The sequence below is a fragment of the uncultured Flavobacterium sp. genome, from assembly GCF_951805225.1.
GTDB lineage: Bacteria > Bacteroidota > Bacteroidia > Flavobacteriales > Flavobacteriaceae > Flavobacterium.
In genome coordinates, this window is the sequence record NZ_OX638201.1 from 4,687,347 (window position 1) to 4,702,630 (window position 15,284).

The 15,284-nt window shown below is 30.8% G+C and carries 16 protein-coding genes; 9 read left to right on the forward strand and 7 right to left on the reverse strand.

Going from position 1 to position 15,284, the window contains the following annotated elements; genetic code table 11:
- Window positions 1–181: 181 nt before the first annotated feature.
- Window positions 182–703 (reverse strand): ORF6N domain-containing protein, encoded by a 522-nt coding sequence (locus tag WN975_RS19470; protein WP_337967940.1) that lies wholly within the window; start codon window positions 701–703, stop codon window positions 182–184.
- 10 nt (window positions 704–713) lie between these two features.
- Window positions 714–2,033, reverse strand: coding sequence for a phenylacetate--CoA ligase family protein (locus WN975_RS19475; protein WP_337967941.1), 1,320 nt, complete (start codon window positions 2,031–2,033; stop codon window positions 714–716).
- Between the two features lie 134 nt (window positions 2,034–2,167).
- Between WN975_RS19475 and purD the strand changes: the two genes are divergently transcribed.
- A complete protein-coding gene (gene purD / locus WN975_RS19480; protein ID WP_337967942.1) occupies window positions 2,168–3,442 on the forward strand; it encodes a phosphoribosylamine--glycine ligase in 1,275 nt (424 codons plus the stop codon).
- Window positions 3,443–3,481: 39 nt separating this feature from the next.
- On the opposite strand, the gene WN975_RS19485 is transcribed toward purD, so the two are convergent.
- The gene (locus WN975_RS19485) at window positions 3,482–3,712 is read right to left on the reverse strand and encodes a uracil phosphoribosyltransferase (protein WP_089354137.1); all 231 of its coding nucleotides are present in this window, start codon (window positions 3,710–3,712) and stop codon (window positions 3,482–3,484) included.
- A gap of 140 nt (window positions 3,713–3,852) precedes the next feature.
- Here WN975_RS19485 and WN975_RS19490 point away from each other — a divergent pair, with 140 nt between their 5' ends.
- Window positions 3,853–4,782 (forward strand): DUF6427 family protein, encoded by a 930-nt coding sequence (locus WN975_RS19490; protein WP_337967943.1) that lies wholly within the window; start codon window positions 3,853–3,855, stop codon window positions 4,780–4,782.
- Here WN975_RS19490 and upp read toward each other — a convergent pair.
- Window positions 4,777–5,430 carry a uracil phosphoribosyltransferase gene (gene upp / locus WN975_RS19495; RefSeq protein ID WP_337967944.1) on the reverse strand — a complete coding sequence of 218 codons (654 nt, stop codon included), beginning with the start codon at window positions 5,428–5,430 and terminating at the stop codon, window positions 4,777–4,779. The genes WN975_RS19490 and upp overlap by 6 nt on opposite strands.
- A gap of 110 nt (window positions 5,431–5,540) precedes the next feature.
- On the opposite strand from upp, the gene WN975_RS19500 reads away from it, so the two are divergent.
- Both WN975_RS19500 and WN975_RS19505 read left to right on the forward strand, forming a co-directional pair.
- The gene (locus tag WN975_RS19500; protein ID WP_121327958.1) at window positions 5,541–6,146 is read left to right on the forward strand and encodes a DUF4254 domain-containing protein; all 606 of its coding nucleotides are present in this window, start codon (window positions 5,541–5,543) and stop codon (window positions 6,144–6,146) included.
- A gap of 39 nt (window positions 6,147–6,185) precedes the next feature.
- The gene (locus tag WN975_RS19505; RefSeq protein ID WP_337967945.1) at window positions 6,186–7,193 is read left to right on the forward strand and encodes a glycosyltransferase family 9 protein; all 1,008 of its coding nucleotides are present in this window, start codon (window positions 6,186–6,188) and stop codon (window positions 7,191–7,193) included.
- Here WN975_RS19505 and WN975_RS19510 read toward each other — a convergent pair.
- The 3 genes from WN975_RS19510 to WN975_RS19520 form a co-directional block, all read right to left on the reverse strand.
- On the reverse strand, window positions 7,182–7,595 hold the full coding sequence (locus WN975_RS19510) for a hypothetical protein (protein ID WP_337967946.1): 414 nt from the start codon (window positions 7,593–7,595) through the stop codon (window positions 7,182–7,184). The two genes, WN975_RS19505 and WN975_RS19510, sit on opposite strands and share 12 nt — an antisense overlap.
- Window positions 7,596–7,740: 145 nt before the next feature.
- Window positions 7,741–8,049 (reverse strand): hypothetical protein, encoded by a 309-nt coding sequence (locus tag WN975_RS19515; protein WP_337967947.1) that lies wholly within the window; start codon window positions 8,047–8,049, stop codon window positions 7,741–7,743.
- Between the two features lie 192 nt (window positions 8,050–8,241).
- A complete protein-coding gene (locus WN975_RS19520) occupies window positions 8,242–9,294 on the reverse strand; it encodes a ferredoxin--NADP reductase (protein WP_337967948.1) in 1,053 nt (350 codons plus the stop codon).
- A 128-nt stretch (window positions 9,295–9,422) separates the two neighbouring features.
- On the opposite strand from WN975_RS19520, the gene WN975_RS19525 reads away from it, so the two are divergent.
- From WN975_RS19525 to WN975_RS19545, 5 genes are all read left to right on the forward strand, one after another.
- Window positions 9,423–10,883, forward strand: a complete 1,461-nt coding sequence (locus WN975_RS19525; RefSeq protein WP_337967949.1) for a DUF5687 family protein — start codon at window positions 9,423–9,425, stop codon at window positions 10,881–10,883.
- Between the two features lie 84 nt (window positions 10,884–10,967).
- Window positions 10,968–11,663 (forward strand): ABC transporter ATP-binding protein, encoded by a 696-nt coding sequence (locus WN975_RS19530; RefSeq protein WP_337967950.1) that lies wholly within the window; start codon window positions 10,968–10,970, stop codon window positions 11,661–11,663.
- 91 nt (window positions 11,664–11,754) lie between these two features.
- Window positions 11,755–14,361, forward strand: a complete 2,607-nt coding sequence (locus tag WN975_RS19535) for a gliding motility protein (protein WP_337967951.1) — start codon at window positions 11,755–11,757, stop codon at window positions 14,359–14,361.
- A gap of 2 nt (window positions 14,362–14,363) precedes the next feature.
- Complete coding sequence (locus WN975_RS19540; protein WP_121327946.1) at window positions 14,364–14,777, forward strand: polymer-forming cytoskeletal protein; 414 nt, start codon at window positions 14,364–14,366, stop codon at window positions 14,775–14,777.
- Window positions 14,743–14,967, forward strand: a complete 225-nt coding sequence (locus tag WN975_RS19545) for an AtpZ/AtpI family protein (RefSeq protein WP_337967952.1) — start codon at window positions 14,743–14,745, stop codon at window positions 14,965–14,967. Before WN975_RS19540 ends, WN975_RS19545 begins: the two co-directional genes overlap by 35 nt.
- The last annotated feature ends 317 nt before the right edge of the window (window positions 14,968–15,284 follow it).

Below are 15,284 nucleotides of genomic sequence, written 5' to 3' on the forward strand. Positions count from 1 at the left end.
TGATGTCGCAAATTGCGACATCAAGATTAGAATATTCATCAAGATTGGAGATCACAATTTGTGATCTCCAATTATCAAATCCTATTTTGATAAGTTCAAACATAAAATCTTATAAAAACTTGAGGTCACAAATTGTGACATCAAGTTTTCAAGGTCACAAATTGTGACCTTGAAGAATGTATTATTTTTTATATCCAATTTTTACTCTTTCATTTCCATCTTCTTTTTTCTCAGTTAGTTCATCTAAATAAGAAAAAACCAATTCTATATTTTTATCATGATTCTCTAACTTCTTTTGAATCTGCAGAATATCAACTTTAATTTCAGTTGTATCCAGCAGCATTTGTCTCACTTTCGTGAAAATACGCATGATTTGAATATTGGTTTGAATAGCTTTGTCGCTTTTTAGAACGCTTGATAGCATTAAGACACCGTGTTCTGTGAAAACAGAAGGTGTTTTTCGAATTCCTCCCCAACTTGATATCACAGTTTGTGATATCAAGTTATTAAATTCAGTTTGAGATAATTCAAACATAAAATCTACTGGAAATCTGGAGATATTTCTTTTAACAGCCTGTTTTAAAACTCTGGTTTCAATTCCATAAAGTAAAGCCAAATCACGATCAAGCATGACTTTTTGACCACGTATAAAATATATTTTGTTTGAAATAGTTTCTTCAGAAAGCAGAGAATGATCGTCCATGAGTTTTTTATTAGCAAAAACAAATGTAAGATTTAAATTGCTTTAATTTTCCTCGATTGGTTCTTTCCAGAACTGTTTTTCGGGTAAAAGTGAAGTTCAAATTGGGTTCAAGATACAATGCAATAGCTTCTTTAATTTTCTCAATTTGATTTGAATCTAATTCATTTTCAGAAATATATTCGATTTCAAAAGAATCTAATTTTGTTTGTTTGATGATAAATTCTTTTACATTTCCGTCATCTTCAATGATGCTTTTGGTTACATAATAAAACGTCAAACCGGGAGATTTTTTTCCGCTTGGTAAAATGGCAACATCATTTGTTCTTCCAATTAATTTCTTTAAGATTGGTTTTTGTGGCGTACTTTTTTCGTCTAAAATTCCAATATCGCCAATATCATATCTTACAAAAGGATTCGCTTTATTAAAGAGAGAAGTAATCACAATTCGGCCTTCTTTCCCGTAAGGAAGAATATTATTATTATCGTCTAAAATTTCTACAAAAAGTGTTTCTGCGTTAATCTGCCATTCACCTTTTGGATTTTCAAAAGCAATTAAATCAAGTTCTGATGCTCCATATTCATTGATTATCGGAATACCGAATTGCTTTTCTAAAAGTTTTTTATCCGATTCAAAAAGCATTTCCGAAGTAACAAAACAAGCTTTTAAGGTTGGACAGATTTCTTTTAATACGATATTTTTCTTTTCTAAATATTTCGCAAATAAAACAATCGAGCTTGTATAACCATTGACATAATCGAATTTTTTCGTTTTGAATTTTTTTAGAAATTTCTCCAAAATTTCATCAGATAAATCGAAAACCGGAAATCGAAAACGGCCACCTAAAAAATCTTTGAAACGTTCTTTATGATATCCAATAAAATCCATTGGAATACCATAAAAACGAGCTTGATAGGAATGATTAAAATCAATCCCGAACCAACCAAAACGCATAATATTTGATGCCCAGGTTAAGGCGTGAGAATATTTATCTTTTGCAAAAACAAAAGGTGTTCCACTAGATCCTGATGTTTTGTTGAGGTAAACGTTTTTTAAAGTATAACCTTTTGAAAGTCTTTCGCTAAGCGGTTTTTGCAAATTTTGTTTGTTCAGAATAGGTAAATCTTCCCATTTCAAATCTGTTTTATTCCCGACTAATTCTTTGTAGAAAGAGTTATTTTGTAAATGAAAAGCGACAATTTCTTCTTTTTTATTCTGCAGAAAAAGAGTGTATTCTTCTTCAGATAAATTTACGATTTGGTTCAATTCGGCTTTAGCTTTCTTTATTGGAAAACCATTTAATTGAAGCGAAATGTCGAAAAGAGAAATCATTTATGGGTTGAATTTTCGTCAAAAATAATATTATCCCATTACTAACAGAGAAGAATCACGAACTTTTTAAGATTTAATTATTTTTTACGTACAAAAGCAATTATTTTTGCACCACAACTAAATACAACTATAACATGACAATTTTACTATTAGGATCGGGAGGAAGAGAGCATGCTTTTGCGTGGAAAATGATTCAGAGTCCGCTTTGCGAAAAACTTTTTGTTGCACCAGGAAATGCAGGAACGGCTGCTATTGCTACAAACGTTGCAATGTCTCCAACTGATTTTGATGCTATTAAAGCATTTGTATTGCAGGAAAACGTAAAAATGGTTGTTGTAGGACCAGAAGATCCTTTGGTGAAAGGAATTTACGATTATTTTAAAAATGACGAAAGTTTACAACATATTCCGGTTATTGGGCCATCAAAATTAGGTGCACAATTAGAAGGAAGTAAAGAATTTGCAAAAGAATTCTTGATGAAACACAATATTCCAACAGCAGCTTACGATAGTTTTACTGCGGAAACTGTTGAAAATGGATGTGCGTTCTTAGAAATTTTACAACCTCCATATGTTTTAAAAGCTGATGGTTTAGCAGCAGGAAAAGGTGTTTTGATTATTCAGGATCTTGAAGAGGCAAAAACAGAATTGAGAAACATGTTGGTTCATGAAAAATTTGGAGCAGCAAGTTCAAAAGTAGTTATTGAAGAATTTCTTGACGGAATCGAATTAAGCTGTTTCGTTTTGACTGACGGAAAAAGCTATAAAATTCTTCCAACTGCAAAAGATTACAAACGTATTGGCGAAGGTGATACAGGATTAAATACAGGCGGAATGGGAGCAGTTTCTCCAGTTCCTTACGTTGACGCTGTTTTGATGGAAAAAATCGAAACTCGTATCGTAAAACCAACAATTGAAGGTTTCCAAAAAGACGGAATCGAATATAAAGGATTTGTATTTATTGGTTTGATTAATGTAAAAAATGAACCAATTGTTATTGAATACAATGTGAGAATGGGTGATCCGGAAACTGAAGTTGTGGTTCCAAGATTAAAATCTGATTTGGTTGCATTGTTTCAATCCGTTGCAGATCAAAAGTTAGATACTTTCGAATTAGAAGTTGATCCAAGAAGTGCAACTACAATTATGGTAGTTTCTGGTGGATATCCTGAAGATTTTGAAAAAGGAAAAGTAATTACCGGATTAGAAAATATTACAGATTCTATAGTTTTTCATGCAGGAACAAAATTAGATAACGAAAATGTCGTTAGTAATGGAGGACGTGTATTGACTGTAACATCTTATGGTGACGATTTCCAACAGGCCATAAAAAAATCTTACCAAAATATAGATAAACTAAATTTTGATAAGATGTATTTTAGAAAAGATATCGGCTTCGATCTAATATAAAATGAATTCTCTAACCCTTTTCGAAGGGTTAGATACTTTTTATTTTAAAAAAGAGTGAGCTGTTGTATCTTGGTTTTCTGTTCCAGCGTCATCAAATATGCGTAATTGTTTAATCCAATAAACGATTGCACATGCGCAAATGGTCATAAAAATCCAGTTAATTGTATTAGCACCAAACCAAGTAATTAGTTCTAAATGACGTAAAAAGTCAAGAGGAGCAAATAAAATGTTAACGAATAAGTATTGTATTCCTTCAAAAAAAGCTGTCATAATTTATAAAATTATATGTTATTTATTGTTTTGTAACGCATTGAAGTTAAAATTCAATTAATAGAATCTTTTTTCAACTTGTTGGTTTTTCCTTTTAAACAAGTATTATATTTACAATCACAAAAGTATAAAATATCCTTATGATAACAAGTGTTTTTAAAAAATCTACGCCATTAAATTATTCATTGGTCGTAATTTTAATACTGGTTTTCTTTTTCCTGTTCCAAATCCAAGAACCTTCCTGGATTAATAATTACTTTTTGGGATTTCAAAAAGTTAGTTTATTGTGCTTTATATTGGCTTCTTTTTTTATGATTAATTTCATTGTAAAAAAGAACGGGCTCAGTAAAGACAATGGTTATGCGATATTTTTCTATTTGTTGTTTGTATTGTTTTTCCCTACAATATTTAATAATCCAAATGTAATTTATGCTAACTTTTTTCTTTTATTAGCCTTGCGACGATTGATTTCATTACAATCATTGAAAGCTTCTAAAGAAAAAATATTTGACGCTTCATTTTGGATTTTTGTAGCTGCTTTATTTCAATTTTGGTGTGTTCTCTTTATTATTTTAGTATTTATATCAATTGTTTTTCACGTTTCAAGAGATTATAGAAACTGGGTTTTACCATTTATTGCGCTTCTGGCTGTTTCAATTGTCTTTTTAATGATATCATTAATCTTTCATATTAATGCGATTGAATTTTTAGAAAAAAGAGCAGTAATTGATTTTAACATTGATTATTTTAAGAATAATTACGAGAACGGAGCACTTTCTATCTACGTTGCAATATCCTTGTTTTTTGTAGTTTCAATGTTAATGACATTATCAAACAGACCACAAATTGTACATACTTCGTATAAAAAAGTGATTGCATGTTTTTTTATTGCTGTGGCTGTTTATATCATTTCGCCTGATAAAAGTAATGACCTATTGTTGTTTAGTATTGCACCTTTAACGATTATGGCGGCAAGTCATGTCGAGTATATGCAGCAAAAACTCAATAACGAAATTGTTTTTTATGTGTTGATTTGCTGCAGTTTATTTACCTATTTTTCTCAATTATAGTTTACTTCCATAAGCAAGATCTCCGGCGTCGCCAAGTCCTGGAATAATATAGTTTTTCTCATTTAATTTCTCGTCAAGAGAAGCAACCCATAAATGGCAATTATCAGGAAGGCTTTTTTCAAGAAGAGCAATTCCTTCCGGAGCAGCTATAACAACAACAATATGAATCTCTTTTGGAGTTGCATTTTGAACTAATTTTTCATGAACAGCAACTATCGATTGTCCAGTTGCTAACATTGGATCAAGAAGCAAAACAGTTTTATCATTTATGTTTGAAAGCGCTTGATATTCAACCCGAATTTCAAATTCAGCATCATTATTTGGATGATATCTGCAAGCCGAAACAAAGCTATTTTCAGCGTGATCGAAATAGTTTAAAAAACCATTGTGTAAAGGTAAACCAGCTCTAAGAATGGAACATAAAACCAAATCACTTTCGATTTCTGTTGTTTTTTTAATACCAAGTGGAGTTTGAATTTCGACATTTTTATAAGACAGATCTTTGCTCAGTTCATACGCCATAATTTCACCAATTCGTTCTATATTTCTTCTAAAACGCATACTGTCGTTCTGAACATTCACATTTCTGATTTGACTTAAAAAGTGATTTAATACGCTATTATTTTCAGATATATAATGGATTTTCATAATAAAATTTTAGAATTATCAATGGTAACAGTACGATAACGAAAAAATCATCGTTTTATTCGCAGTATAAAAGTATAAAAAGTATCTTTGTAACTCTAACAAATAAAGACATGTTTTCAAAATTAGCATATTCTGTTTTCGAACAAAGCATCAAAGATTATCATCAATTTGATAATGTTGATCAACCAATAAACAATCCTTACCCTAAGGATAAATTCGAACATTTATTATATCTAAAAAACTGGATTGACACTGTTCAATGGCATTTCGAGGATATTATTCGTGATCCGCAAATTGATCCTGTAGCAGCATTGACTTTAAAAAGAAGAATCGATGCGTCTAATCAGGAACGTACTGATATGGTGGAATATATCGATAGTTATTTTTTACAAAAATACAGCGATGTAAAAGTAAAAGATGGTGCAAAAATCAACTCTGAAAGTCCAGCTTGGGCATTTGACAGATTGTCTATTTTGGCTCTGAAAATTTATCATATGCATGAAGAAGCTACTCGTGCTGAGGCTTCACAAGAACATAGAGATAAATGTCAGGAAAAATTAAACATTCTTTTAGAACAAAGAAGTGATTTGTCTACTGCAATTGATGATTTGCTTACTGACATCGAAAATGGAGATAAATTCATGAAAGTGTACAAACAAATGAAGATGTACAATGACGATGAATTGAATCCTGTTTTATATCAAAATAAAAAATAATTGGCAGAATTGTCCAATAAAATTAAGCATATAGCCGTCATGAGACTATCCGCAATGGGAGATGTCGCCATGACGGTTCTTGTTTTACGCGCTTTTGTAAAGCAGTATCCTGACGTTAAACTGACAGTAATTTCACGTCCGTTTTTTAAACCTTTTTTTGACGGAATTCCGAATTTGGAGTTTTTTGCTTTTGATGAAAAAGAGCGTCACAAAGGTTTTGCAGGACTTTTGAGATTATTTACAGATGTAAAAAAACTCAAAATTGATGCTTTTGCAGATCTTCACAATGTTTTGAGATCTAAAATTGTTAGTTTACTTTTCGCTTTAAGCGGAAAAAAAAGAGCAACTGTTGACAAAGGAAGAGAAGGTAAAAAAGAGTTAACTCGCGCCGAAAATAAAATATTCAAACAGTTGCCAACAATGTTCGAAAGACACTCAAAAGTGTTTGAAGAACTTGGTTTTCCGCTAGATTTATCGAATCCTGAATTCCCTGAAAAAGCAATTTTAAGTTCAGATATTTTAGAAATAATTGGAGATAAAAACCAAAAATTAATTGGTATTGCACCTTTTGCACAATATGATTCTAAGGTTTATCCGCAGGATTTAATGCAAGAAGTAATAGCAAAACTAGCTGAAAATAAAGAGCATAAAATATTACTTTTTGGTGGAGGAAAGAAAGAAATAGAAATATTAGATTCTCTTTCTCAACCATTTGAAAATGTAATTAATATGGCTGGAAAAATTAAATTTCAGCAGGAATTACAATTGATAAGTAATCTTGATCTGATGCTTTCTATGGATTCCGGAAATGCTCATATTGCAGCAATGTTAGGTGTAAAAGTGATCACACTTTGGGGAGCAACACATCCATATGCAGGATTTTTACCTTTTAATCAAAGTCTCGAAAATGCTTTAACTTCAGATAGAAATCAATATCCACAATTGCCAACATCGGTTTATGGAAACAAAATCGTTGAAGGTTATGAAGATGCTATGAGAAGTATTTCTCCAGATAAAATAGTTCAAAAAATACAATTAAGCATATAATCCATCTAAATCATGAAGAAAATAGCCTACTGTTTTCTTCTTGTTTTTATTGGCAACAATTACAACAAATTGATTTTCTTTTTCTGTAGAAAGCAAAATGTGTTCAAAATCTTCCGTTGAATTTCTGTAGATTTTATGTACCAATTTTGATTCTTTAATTTTGTGAGACAAGACTTTAGCAGATTTTAGCTTACTTATATAAGGCCAGAAATTAAAAATGTTTTGGTCAGAAGCTGTTATTTCAGTCATTTTTCCAATCATTGTTGCGTTATATTTTTCTTGGGAAAGTAATTTTGGCCCTTTTTTATTTCGTTGTTTTTTAATTATAAAGTAAACACAAAATAAAGCTGTTACTACAAAAAGTGCAATAAATGATAAACGAAGGAAGTGATGCATTGTCATGATATTTAATATTTAAACGTGTTGACAAATCTGATTTAGCTCTACAAATCTCAAAATATGAGATTGCGATTACTGTAATTTCACCTCTAATATAATCAAAATTCAGCAATATTTTAATAAAATTTTGGTTTTATTATAATCTAGGCTATAACCAAATTTTTTCGTCCCGACATCTGCTATAAATATAACTTTTAAGATTCGAAATGGTTTCTTGATAATTAGGGACTTCATATCCAAATCTTTCATGTTCCATTTGTTCTTTTTCAATAGCATTACAACCTTTTATAACTTCTCTGAGCATATCAAGCATAGCGAGTTCTTTATTGTTGGTTTTCTGAAATTTAAACTCTACAATTTCATCTTGAAGTTCTTCACAATATTCTACAAGTCTCTCGACTTCAGGTTCGTCTAAAAGATATTCTTTTGTTTTAAAAATTTCTCGTACAGATCTCATAAAAAATAAATTTCAATTTTTAAATTCCAAATTTCAATCTTCCCAAGACCTAATTTGGACTTTTATCTTTGTCAAAGTTTAAAACTTTGACAAAGATTGCTACAAAGGTTAGAATAACAATCAAACAAAAAAAATTCCAAATCCCAATTTAAAGTTGGAATTTGGAATTTAAATATTTTAGAATTTTAACGACTAAACATCATCATAATCTACATAAATAGATTCTGATGTTGGGTGCGCCTGACAAGTTAATACTAAACCTGAAGCGATTTCTTTATCTGTTAAAATTGAGTTTTTAGTCATTTCTGCAGTTCCAGAAGTTACACGAGCAAGACAGCTGCTGCAAATTCCGCCTTGGCAAGAATATGGAGCATCAATTCCTTGTTTCAAAGCTGCATCTAATATAGTTTGTTTTTGAGACATTTCGAATGTAACTTCATCATCGTCAACTAAAACAGTAATTTTTGTATGTCCTTCTAGCGAATTATGGATTTGATTTTCTTGTGTTGAAGATGTAAAAAGCTCAAATTTAATTGCTGATTCTTTTACGTTTTTCTCTTTCAAAACATTAGAAACGGTGTTAATCATTTCTTCCGGACCGCACAAGAAAAATTTATCAAACTGAAGTTCTTTATGCTTGTTATTCAATACATAATTTACTGCTGATTTCTCGATTCTTCCAAATAATGCATTCTCGGCTTTAGCCTGACTGAAGACATAATGAACAAATAAACGACCTACATATTGCAATTGTAAATCATGTAATTCCTGATGAAAAATAGTTTCTTCAGGAGTTTTATTTCCGTAAACTAAAACGAATGAGCTTTTTGGTTCACTTTTTAAAACTGATTTCAAAATAGAAAGAACTGGCGTAATACCACTTCCGGCAACAAAAGCTGCGTAGTTTTTTTGTCTTTCAGCATCAGGTTCAAAAGTAAATTTTCCTTCTGGATGACCTACTTCAAGAACATCTCCTGCTTTTAATCTTGTGTTTGCAAATTGAGAAAACAAACCATTTTTAACTGCTTTTACGGCAATTCTTAATTCGCCGCTTTCTGGTGCAGAACAAATAGAATAAGCACGTCTAATTTCTTGATTATCAAGAGTTAGTTTTAGGTTTATGTATTGTCCGGCTATAAATTTATAGTCTGGTTTTAGTTCTTCCGGAACATTAAAAAGTACAGAAACGGCGTCGGTTGTTTCGCGTTTTACCTCTTTAATTATGAGTTTTAAAAATGAAGGCATGATTGTATATTTTATGCAAAAGTAGCAAACCACTATTAAATGACGGGCACGAAATTATTTTTTTTAACTTTTTTTGTAACGTTTTCTTACATTTGGTCTCTTACTACAAAACTTAAAACCAATTAACCATGATTAAAAAGTTTATTTATCTCGAATGGAAAGCCTTTACCAGATCGGCATCGTTTGGTAAAAGTGTAGCGATGAAAATAGTAATAGGGTTCTTTATGATTTATTTTTCGCTGCTTTTTATTGCGGGAGGAGTAGGAGTATTTTATGTACTTAAAAAAATGAATCTCGAACCTTTTGAAACTATTAATAAGTTTATGATTTATTATTTCATGTTCGATTTGATAATTCGATTATTATTGCAGGCGATTCCGGTTCTGAATATCAAACCTTTATTGGTTTTGCCGTTTAAGAAGCCAACAATTGTACATTTCTCTTTAGGAAAAACAGCTTTGTCTTTTTTTAACTGGATACATGCACTTTTTTTCATTCCATTTTCGATTGTGTTAGTTCTGGAAGGTTACAACATTGCAGGAGTGATTTTATGGAACTTGGCGATTATAGCTTTAATTTATATCAATAATTTTTTGAATATTATTCTAAGTAATATCGATAAATTGTTTGTTGTTTTTCTTGCCGTAGTTGTTTCTTTAGCAGCAGCGCAATATTATAAATTGTTTGATATTACGACTTTTACAACACCGGTTTTTCTAGGATTTTACAACACAAGCTGGATATTTTTAATTCCTATTTTGGTATTAGCAGCTTTGTATGCTTTTACATTTAAATACTTCAAAAACAACTTATTCTTAGACGCAGGACTTTCTAAAAAAGAAGATATTGCAACAACTGAAGACCTTTATTGGTTGAATCAATTTGGAACTTTAGGAACGTTTCTTAAAAATGATATTAAGTTGATTAAGAGAAACAAAAGATCTAAAACGACTATCGTTATGAGTGTAGTTTTTTTATTCTACGGATTAATCTTTTTCGGAAATATGCATCAGCCTCCAGTTATGCAAATTTTTGCAGGGATCTTTGTTTCGGGAGGATTTTTATTTGTCTTTGGGCAGTTTGTACCAAGTTGGGATAGTTCTTATTATCAATTAATGATGACACAAAATATCCCGTATCGCGGTTACATTACTGCAAAATGGTGGCTGATTGTTATTGCTACTTTTGTTTCGACAATCCTTGCTTCATTTTATCTTTTTTATGGATGGCAAACCTATTTGATTATTGTTGTTGGTGCGATTTATAATATTGGAGTAAATTCTCATTTAGTGCTTTTGGGCGGTGCATTTACAAAAACGCCAATCGATTTAAGTAATGCCGGAGGCGCTTTTGGCGATAAAAAAGCATTCAATGTAAACTCGATGTTGCTTTCGTTACCAAAGATATTTTTGCCATTAATATTGTATTGGGTAGGACTTCATTTTGGAGATAAAACCATCGGATTGGTATTAGTTGCAGGAGCTGGAGTTTTAGGTTTTATATTCAAAGACAAAGTTTTTTCTTTGATCGAAAAGAGATATAAAGTCGAAAAATACAGTACCATAAGTGCTTACAAACAAAAGAATTAATTAGAAAATGTGTCAATTTGATAATTCTATCAGATTGCAAACCAAATTAACGATTAACCAAATCAACAATTAAACATTTAAAAAATGATACAAGTAAATCAACTTTCAAAACAATATAACGGTACAACAGTTTTAAACATTAATAATCTTGAAATTCCAAAGGGACAAAGTTTTGGATTGGTAGGAAATAACGGAGCAGGAAAAACGACTTTTTTCAGTTTGTTATTAGATTTGATTCAGCCTTCGACAGGATTTATTAAAAACAATGATATTCAAGTAAATACAAACGAAAAATGGAAATCTTTTACAGGATCTTTTTTAGATGAAAGTTTCCTGATTGGATATTTAACTCCTGAGGAATATTTCTATTTTATTGGAGATTTGCACCATCAAAACAAAGCAGATATTGATGCTTTATTGGCAAAATATGTAGAGTTTTTTAATGGAGAAATCTTGAATAACAAAAAATACCTGAGAGATTTATCTAAGGGAAATCAGAAGAAGGTGGGTATAATTGCCACACTTATTGGTAATCCTGAAGTGGTTATTTTAGATGAGCCGTTTGCAAACTTAGATCCAACAACAGTTAGCCGATTAAAAAAAATCATTAAAGAATTGGCCGAAAATCCAAATGTTACAGTTCTGGTTTCCAGCCATGATTTGCAGCATACAGTAGAGGTTTGCGATCGAATTGTAGCACTTAATAAAGGAGAGATTGTAAAAGATATTCAAACTTCAAGAGAAACCTTACAAGAATTAGAATTGTTTTTTGCAGTATAAGTTTCTAAAGTTTAAAAAAAGAAGTGTATTTTTACAAGTCAATATACTAAAAATCCTTTTTAGAAGTTAATTTGATTTAAACTCTTTTCTATTGAAAAAGAATACTCTTAAATATAGTTTCGTTGTCGTGATAATGCTTTTTTTGATAGCTTGTTCTACCAAAAAGAATACTTTTTTATCTCGAAATTCTCATGCTTTAAGTACAAAATATAACATTTTGTATAACGGCGGCATTGGTCTTGAAAAGGGTTTGAAATCTGTTCAAGGTAATAATCAGGATAATTTCTGGAAGATATTGCCTATTGAAAAAATGCAAATTGACGAGAATTTTTCTGAAGGTGAAAAAGCTAAAAATGCTGATTTTGAAAAGGCTGAAACAAAAGCAACAAAAGCGATTCAAAAACACTCCATGAATATTGGAGGAAGAGAAAAAAATTATCAGATTGACGAAGCTTATTTAATGCTTGGAAAAGCCAGATATTATGATCAACGCTTTATTCCGGCAGTTGAAGCATTCAATTATATATTATATAAATACCCGAATAGCAGTAATATTTATACGGCAAAAATCTGGCGCGAAAAAACCAATATGCGTTTAGGAAATGATGCTATTGTGATAAAAAATATCAATCTGTTATTAAAAAAGACAGATCTGGATAAACAAACATTTTCAGATGCTAATGCTTTATTGTCTGAAGCATTTTTAAATCTGGAAGAAAAAGATAGTGCTATAACGAAACTTAAAATTGCGGAAAAATTCACAAGGATAAATGAAGATAGAGCGAGATACCGTTTTATTTTAGGCCAGTTGTATCAGGAAGCCGGAAAAAAAGATAGTGCAAATTATTTTTATGATGGCGTAATTGATATGAATCGAAAAGCAGATCGAAAATACATGATGCATGCGTATGCAAAAAAAGCAGAAATGTTTGATTATCAAAATGGAAATCAAGGTTTGTTTATTGATACGTATAATAAATTAGTTAGTGATCGTGAAAACCGACCTTATTATGATATTCTTTTTTATGAAATGGGTGTCTTTTTCGATAAATATAAAGTGCAGGATACAGCTTTAATATTTTATAACAAATCGCTGGGAAGAAAATCTAAAGATCCTTATTTAGTAGCGTCGACCTATAGAAATATAGGAAACATGTATTTTAAAAATGCTGATTATACTATGGCTGCCAAGTATTATGACAGTACATTAACAAAATTAGACAAGAAAACGAGAGAGTACGCTTTTATCGAAAAAAACAGAAAAAATCTTGATAACGTAATTAAATACGAAGGAATTGCAAAACGCGATGACAGTATTATAAAAGTTAAAGGTTTATCAGATCCTGATAGAAAAATTTACTTCGAAAGTTATATTGCAGAGCTTAAAAAGAAAGATGATGCAAAACGTATTTTAGAAGAGAAAGAAAAAGAGAAATTAGCCAATATTGATCGAAATACAAATACTGGTAATTCGCCAACAGCGATTAATCCAAATTCTACAGGAATGCCTACAGATCCTGGAACACCAACACTTCCGGGCGGAAACGAAACGGCGAGTACATTCTATTTTTATAATCCTACAACGGTTGCTTACGGAAAACTTCAGTTCAAGAAAATGTGGGGAAATCGAACTTTAGGAGGAAACTGGAGATTAGCCGGATTAAGATCTGCGAATAATGCAGCAATGAACGATACAATAAATAGTAAAGATGCAGCAAATGCTCTAAAAGATACTATTGTAATACCGAAATATACAACTGATTTTTACGAAAAGCAGCTTCCGACAACGCAAGTTGCGATGGATAGTATTAATAAGGAACGTAATTTTTCGTACTATCAATTAGGACTTATTTATAAAGAGAAGTTTAAAGAGTACAATTTAGCAAGCGACAAACTCGAACAATTATTGAAAAATAATCCGGAGGAAAAATTGATTTTGCCATCGATGTATAATTTGTATAAAATCTATCAAATTACAAATCCTGCACGAGCAGAAAGAGTAAAATCTGATATTACTTCAAATTATCCAAACTCTAGATACGCACAAATTTTAAGCAATAGTAATACAGATAATTTAGCATCAGCGGATAAGGAATATCAAAAATGGTACAAGTTATTTCAGGAAGAACAGTTTGATACCGTTCTGGATAATATAGATAATTTGATTAATCAATATTCCGGTGACGAAATTGTTTCTAAATATGAATTGCTAAAAGCGAATACTTTAGGGAAAGTAAATGGTCTGGCAGCATACAAAAAAGCATTAGAAGGAGTTGCAGATAATTATCCAAATACTGATGAAGGAAAAAATGCGCGCGAAATTCTAGAGAAGCAAATTCCAAGTTTAGAAAAAATGGATTTTACTGCTGTTGATGGTAAAAACTGGAAAATTATTTATGCAGTTCCAAAAGGCGATACAAAAACGGTAAAACAAATTGAAGAAGCTATCAAGAAATTTTTATCAGTTGAAAATTTTGAAAGACTTACAACTTCTTTCGACAAATACAATAAAACAGAAAGTTTTGTAGTTATTCATGGTTTAAAATCTGAAGCTTATGCAAAAGATGTTTCGGAGCTTTTAAGAGATGAAAAACCATATAAAATTTCGCATCCTGCAATCATTATCTCAAGTGATAATTATACAGTAATTCAAATTAAAAAAAATCTAGAAGCTTATTTAGCGCCTAAAAATCCATAATCATGTTTGATAAAGTCAAAAAAAACGGAACAGAACTTCTTGGAAAAACAAATAGAATCGTAGAAGGAACTTCAATAATTGGTGATATCGTTTCAAAAGCTGATTTTAGATTAGACGGTGAATTAATTGGAAATTTTACATCGCAAGGCAAGCTGGTTATTGGAGTATCGGGCAGTATCAAAGGAGAAATTGTTTGTAACAATGCCGATATCGAAGGTGAATTTCAAGGAAAAATAAAAGTTTTAGAAGTCCTTAATATAAAAGCAACGGCTCGAATTCATGGAGAAGTTGCCGTTGGAAAATTATCTATAGAACCTGGAGCTGATTTTACAGCAACTTGTACAATGTTAACAAATACCACTAAAGAAGTTACATTAAAAGATGGAAAAGGAGCCCAAGAAGAACTCAAACAATAATAAATGGTTAGTATTTATTAATATTCCCATTCAAATGGGAGTAATTATTTTTATATTTTCCTATGCGGGAGTTAAGTTAGATCAGAAGTATTCAAACGGTGGTTCTTTGTGGACAATTATTTTTTCTTTATTTTCGGTTTTTTTAGCACTTTATAATGTTTTAAGACAAGTAAAAAATTTGAATAAATAATGAACAAAACGATTGATTTCCTAAAGTATTTTATCCCTTTTTCTGTTGTACTATTTGTTGTACAATATTTTACCATGCAATTTTTATCTGATAAATTCACATTCATGTATTCTACATGGAGTATTTATTTATTCAATATTGTTGCTACTTTTTTGGTATACCTATTTTTGATTTTTGTAAATAAAAATTTTCCAAATTATACTGGATTCGCTTTTCTTGGCGCCAGTTTTTTTAGAATGATGTTAGCCATCCTTTTTTTAATTCCTTTGATAAAAGCACATGTTAAAAGTCCAATTGTAGACATAAGTGCATTTTTT

What these genes read in the sequence shown, in the direction of transcription:
- WN975_RS19520 (WP_337967948.1), bottom strand. Translation starts at nt 9,294, where the DNA reads ATGCCTTCATTTTTAAAACTCATAATTAAAGAGGTAAAACGCGAAACA.
- WN975_RS19515 (WP_337967947.1), bottom strand. Translation starts at nt 8,049, where the DNA reads ATGAGATCTGTACGAGAAATTTTTAAAACAAAAGAATATCTTTTAGAC.
- WN975_RS19500 (WP_121327958.1), top strand. Translation starts at nt 5,541, where the DNA reads ATGTTTTCAAAATTAGCATATTCTGTTTTCGAACAAAGCATCAAAGAT.
- WN975_RS19475 (WP_337967941.1), bottom strand. Translation starts at nt 2,033, where the DNA reads ATGATTTCTCTTTTCGACATTTCGCTTCAATTAAATGGTTTTCCAATA.
- purD (WP_337967942.1), top strand. Translation starts at nt 2,168, where the DNA reads ATGACAATTTTACTATTAGGATCGGGAGGAAGAGAGCATGCTTTTGCG.
- WN975_RS19505 (WP_337967945.1), top strand. Translation starts at nt 6,186, where the DNA reads ATGAGACTATCCGCAATGGGAGATGTCGCCATGACGGTTCTTGTTTTA.
- WN975_RS19525 (WP_337967949.1), top strand. Translation starts at nt 9,423, where the DNA reads ATGATTAAAAAGTTTATTTATCTCGAATGGAAAGCCTTTACCAGATCG.
- WN975_RS19510 (WP_337967946.1), bottom strand. Translation starts at nt 7,595, where the DNA reads ATGACAATGCATCACTTCCTTCGTTTATCATTTATTGCACTTTTTGTA.
- WN975_RS19485 (WP_089354137.1), bottom strand. Translation starts at nt 3,712, where the DNA reads ATGACAGCTTTTTTTGAAGGAATACAATACTTATTCGTTAACATTTTA.
- WN975_RS19530 (WP_337967950.1), top strand. Translation starts at nt 10,968, where the DNA reads ATGATACAAGTAAATCAACTTTCAAAACAATATAACGGTACAACAGTT.
- upp (WP_337967944.1), bottom strand. Translation starts at nt 5,430, where the DNA reads ATGAAAATCCATTATATATCTGAAAATAATAGCGTATTAAATCACTTT.
- WN975_RS19545 (WP_337967952.1), top strand. Translation starts at nt 14,743, where the DNA reads ATGGAAAAGGAGCCCAAGAAGAACTCAAACAATAATAAATGGTTAGTA.
- WN975_RS19470 (WP_337967940.1), bottom strand. Translation starts at nt 703, where the DNA reads ATGGACGATCATTCTCTGCTTTCTGAAGAAACTATTTCAAACAAAATA.
- WN975_RS19490 (WP_337967943.1), top strand. Translation starts at nt 3,853, where the DNA reads ATGATAACAAGTGTTTTTAAAAAATCTACGCCATTAAATTATTCATTG.
- WN975_RS19540 (WP_121327946.1), top strand. Translation starts at nt 14,364, where the DNA reads ATGTTTGATAAAGTCAAAAAAAACGGAACAGAACTTCTTGGAAAAACA.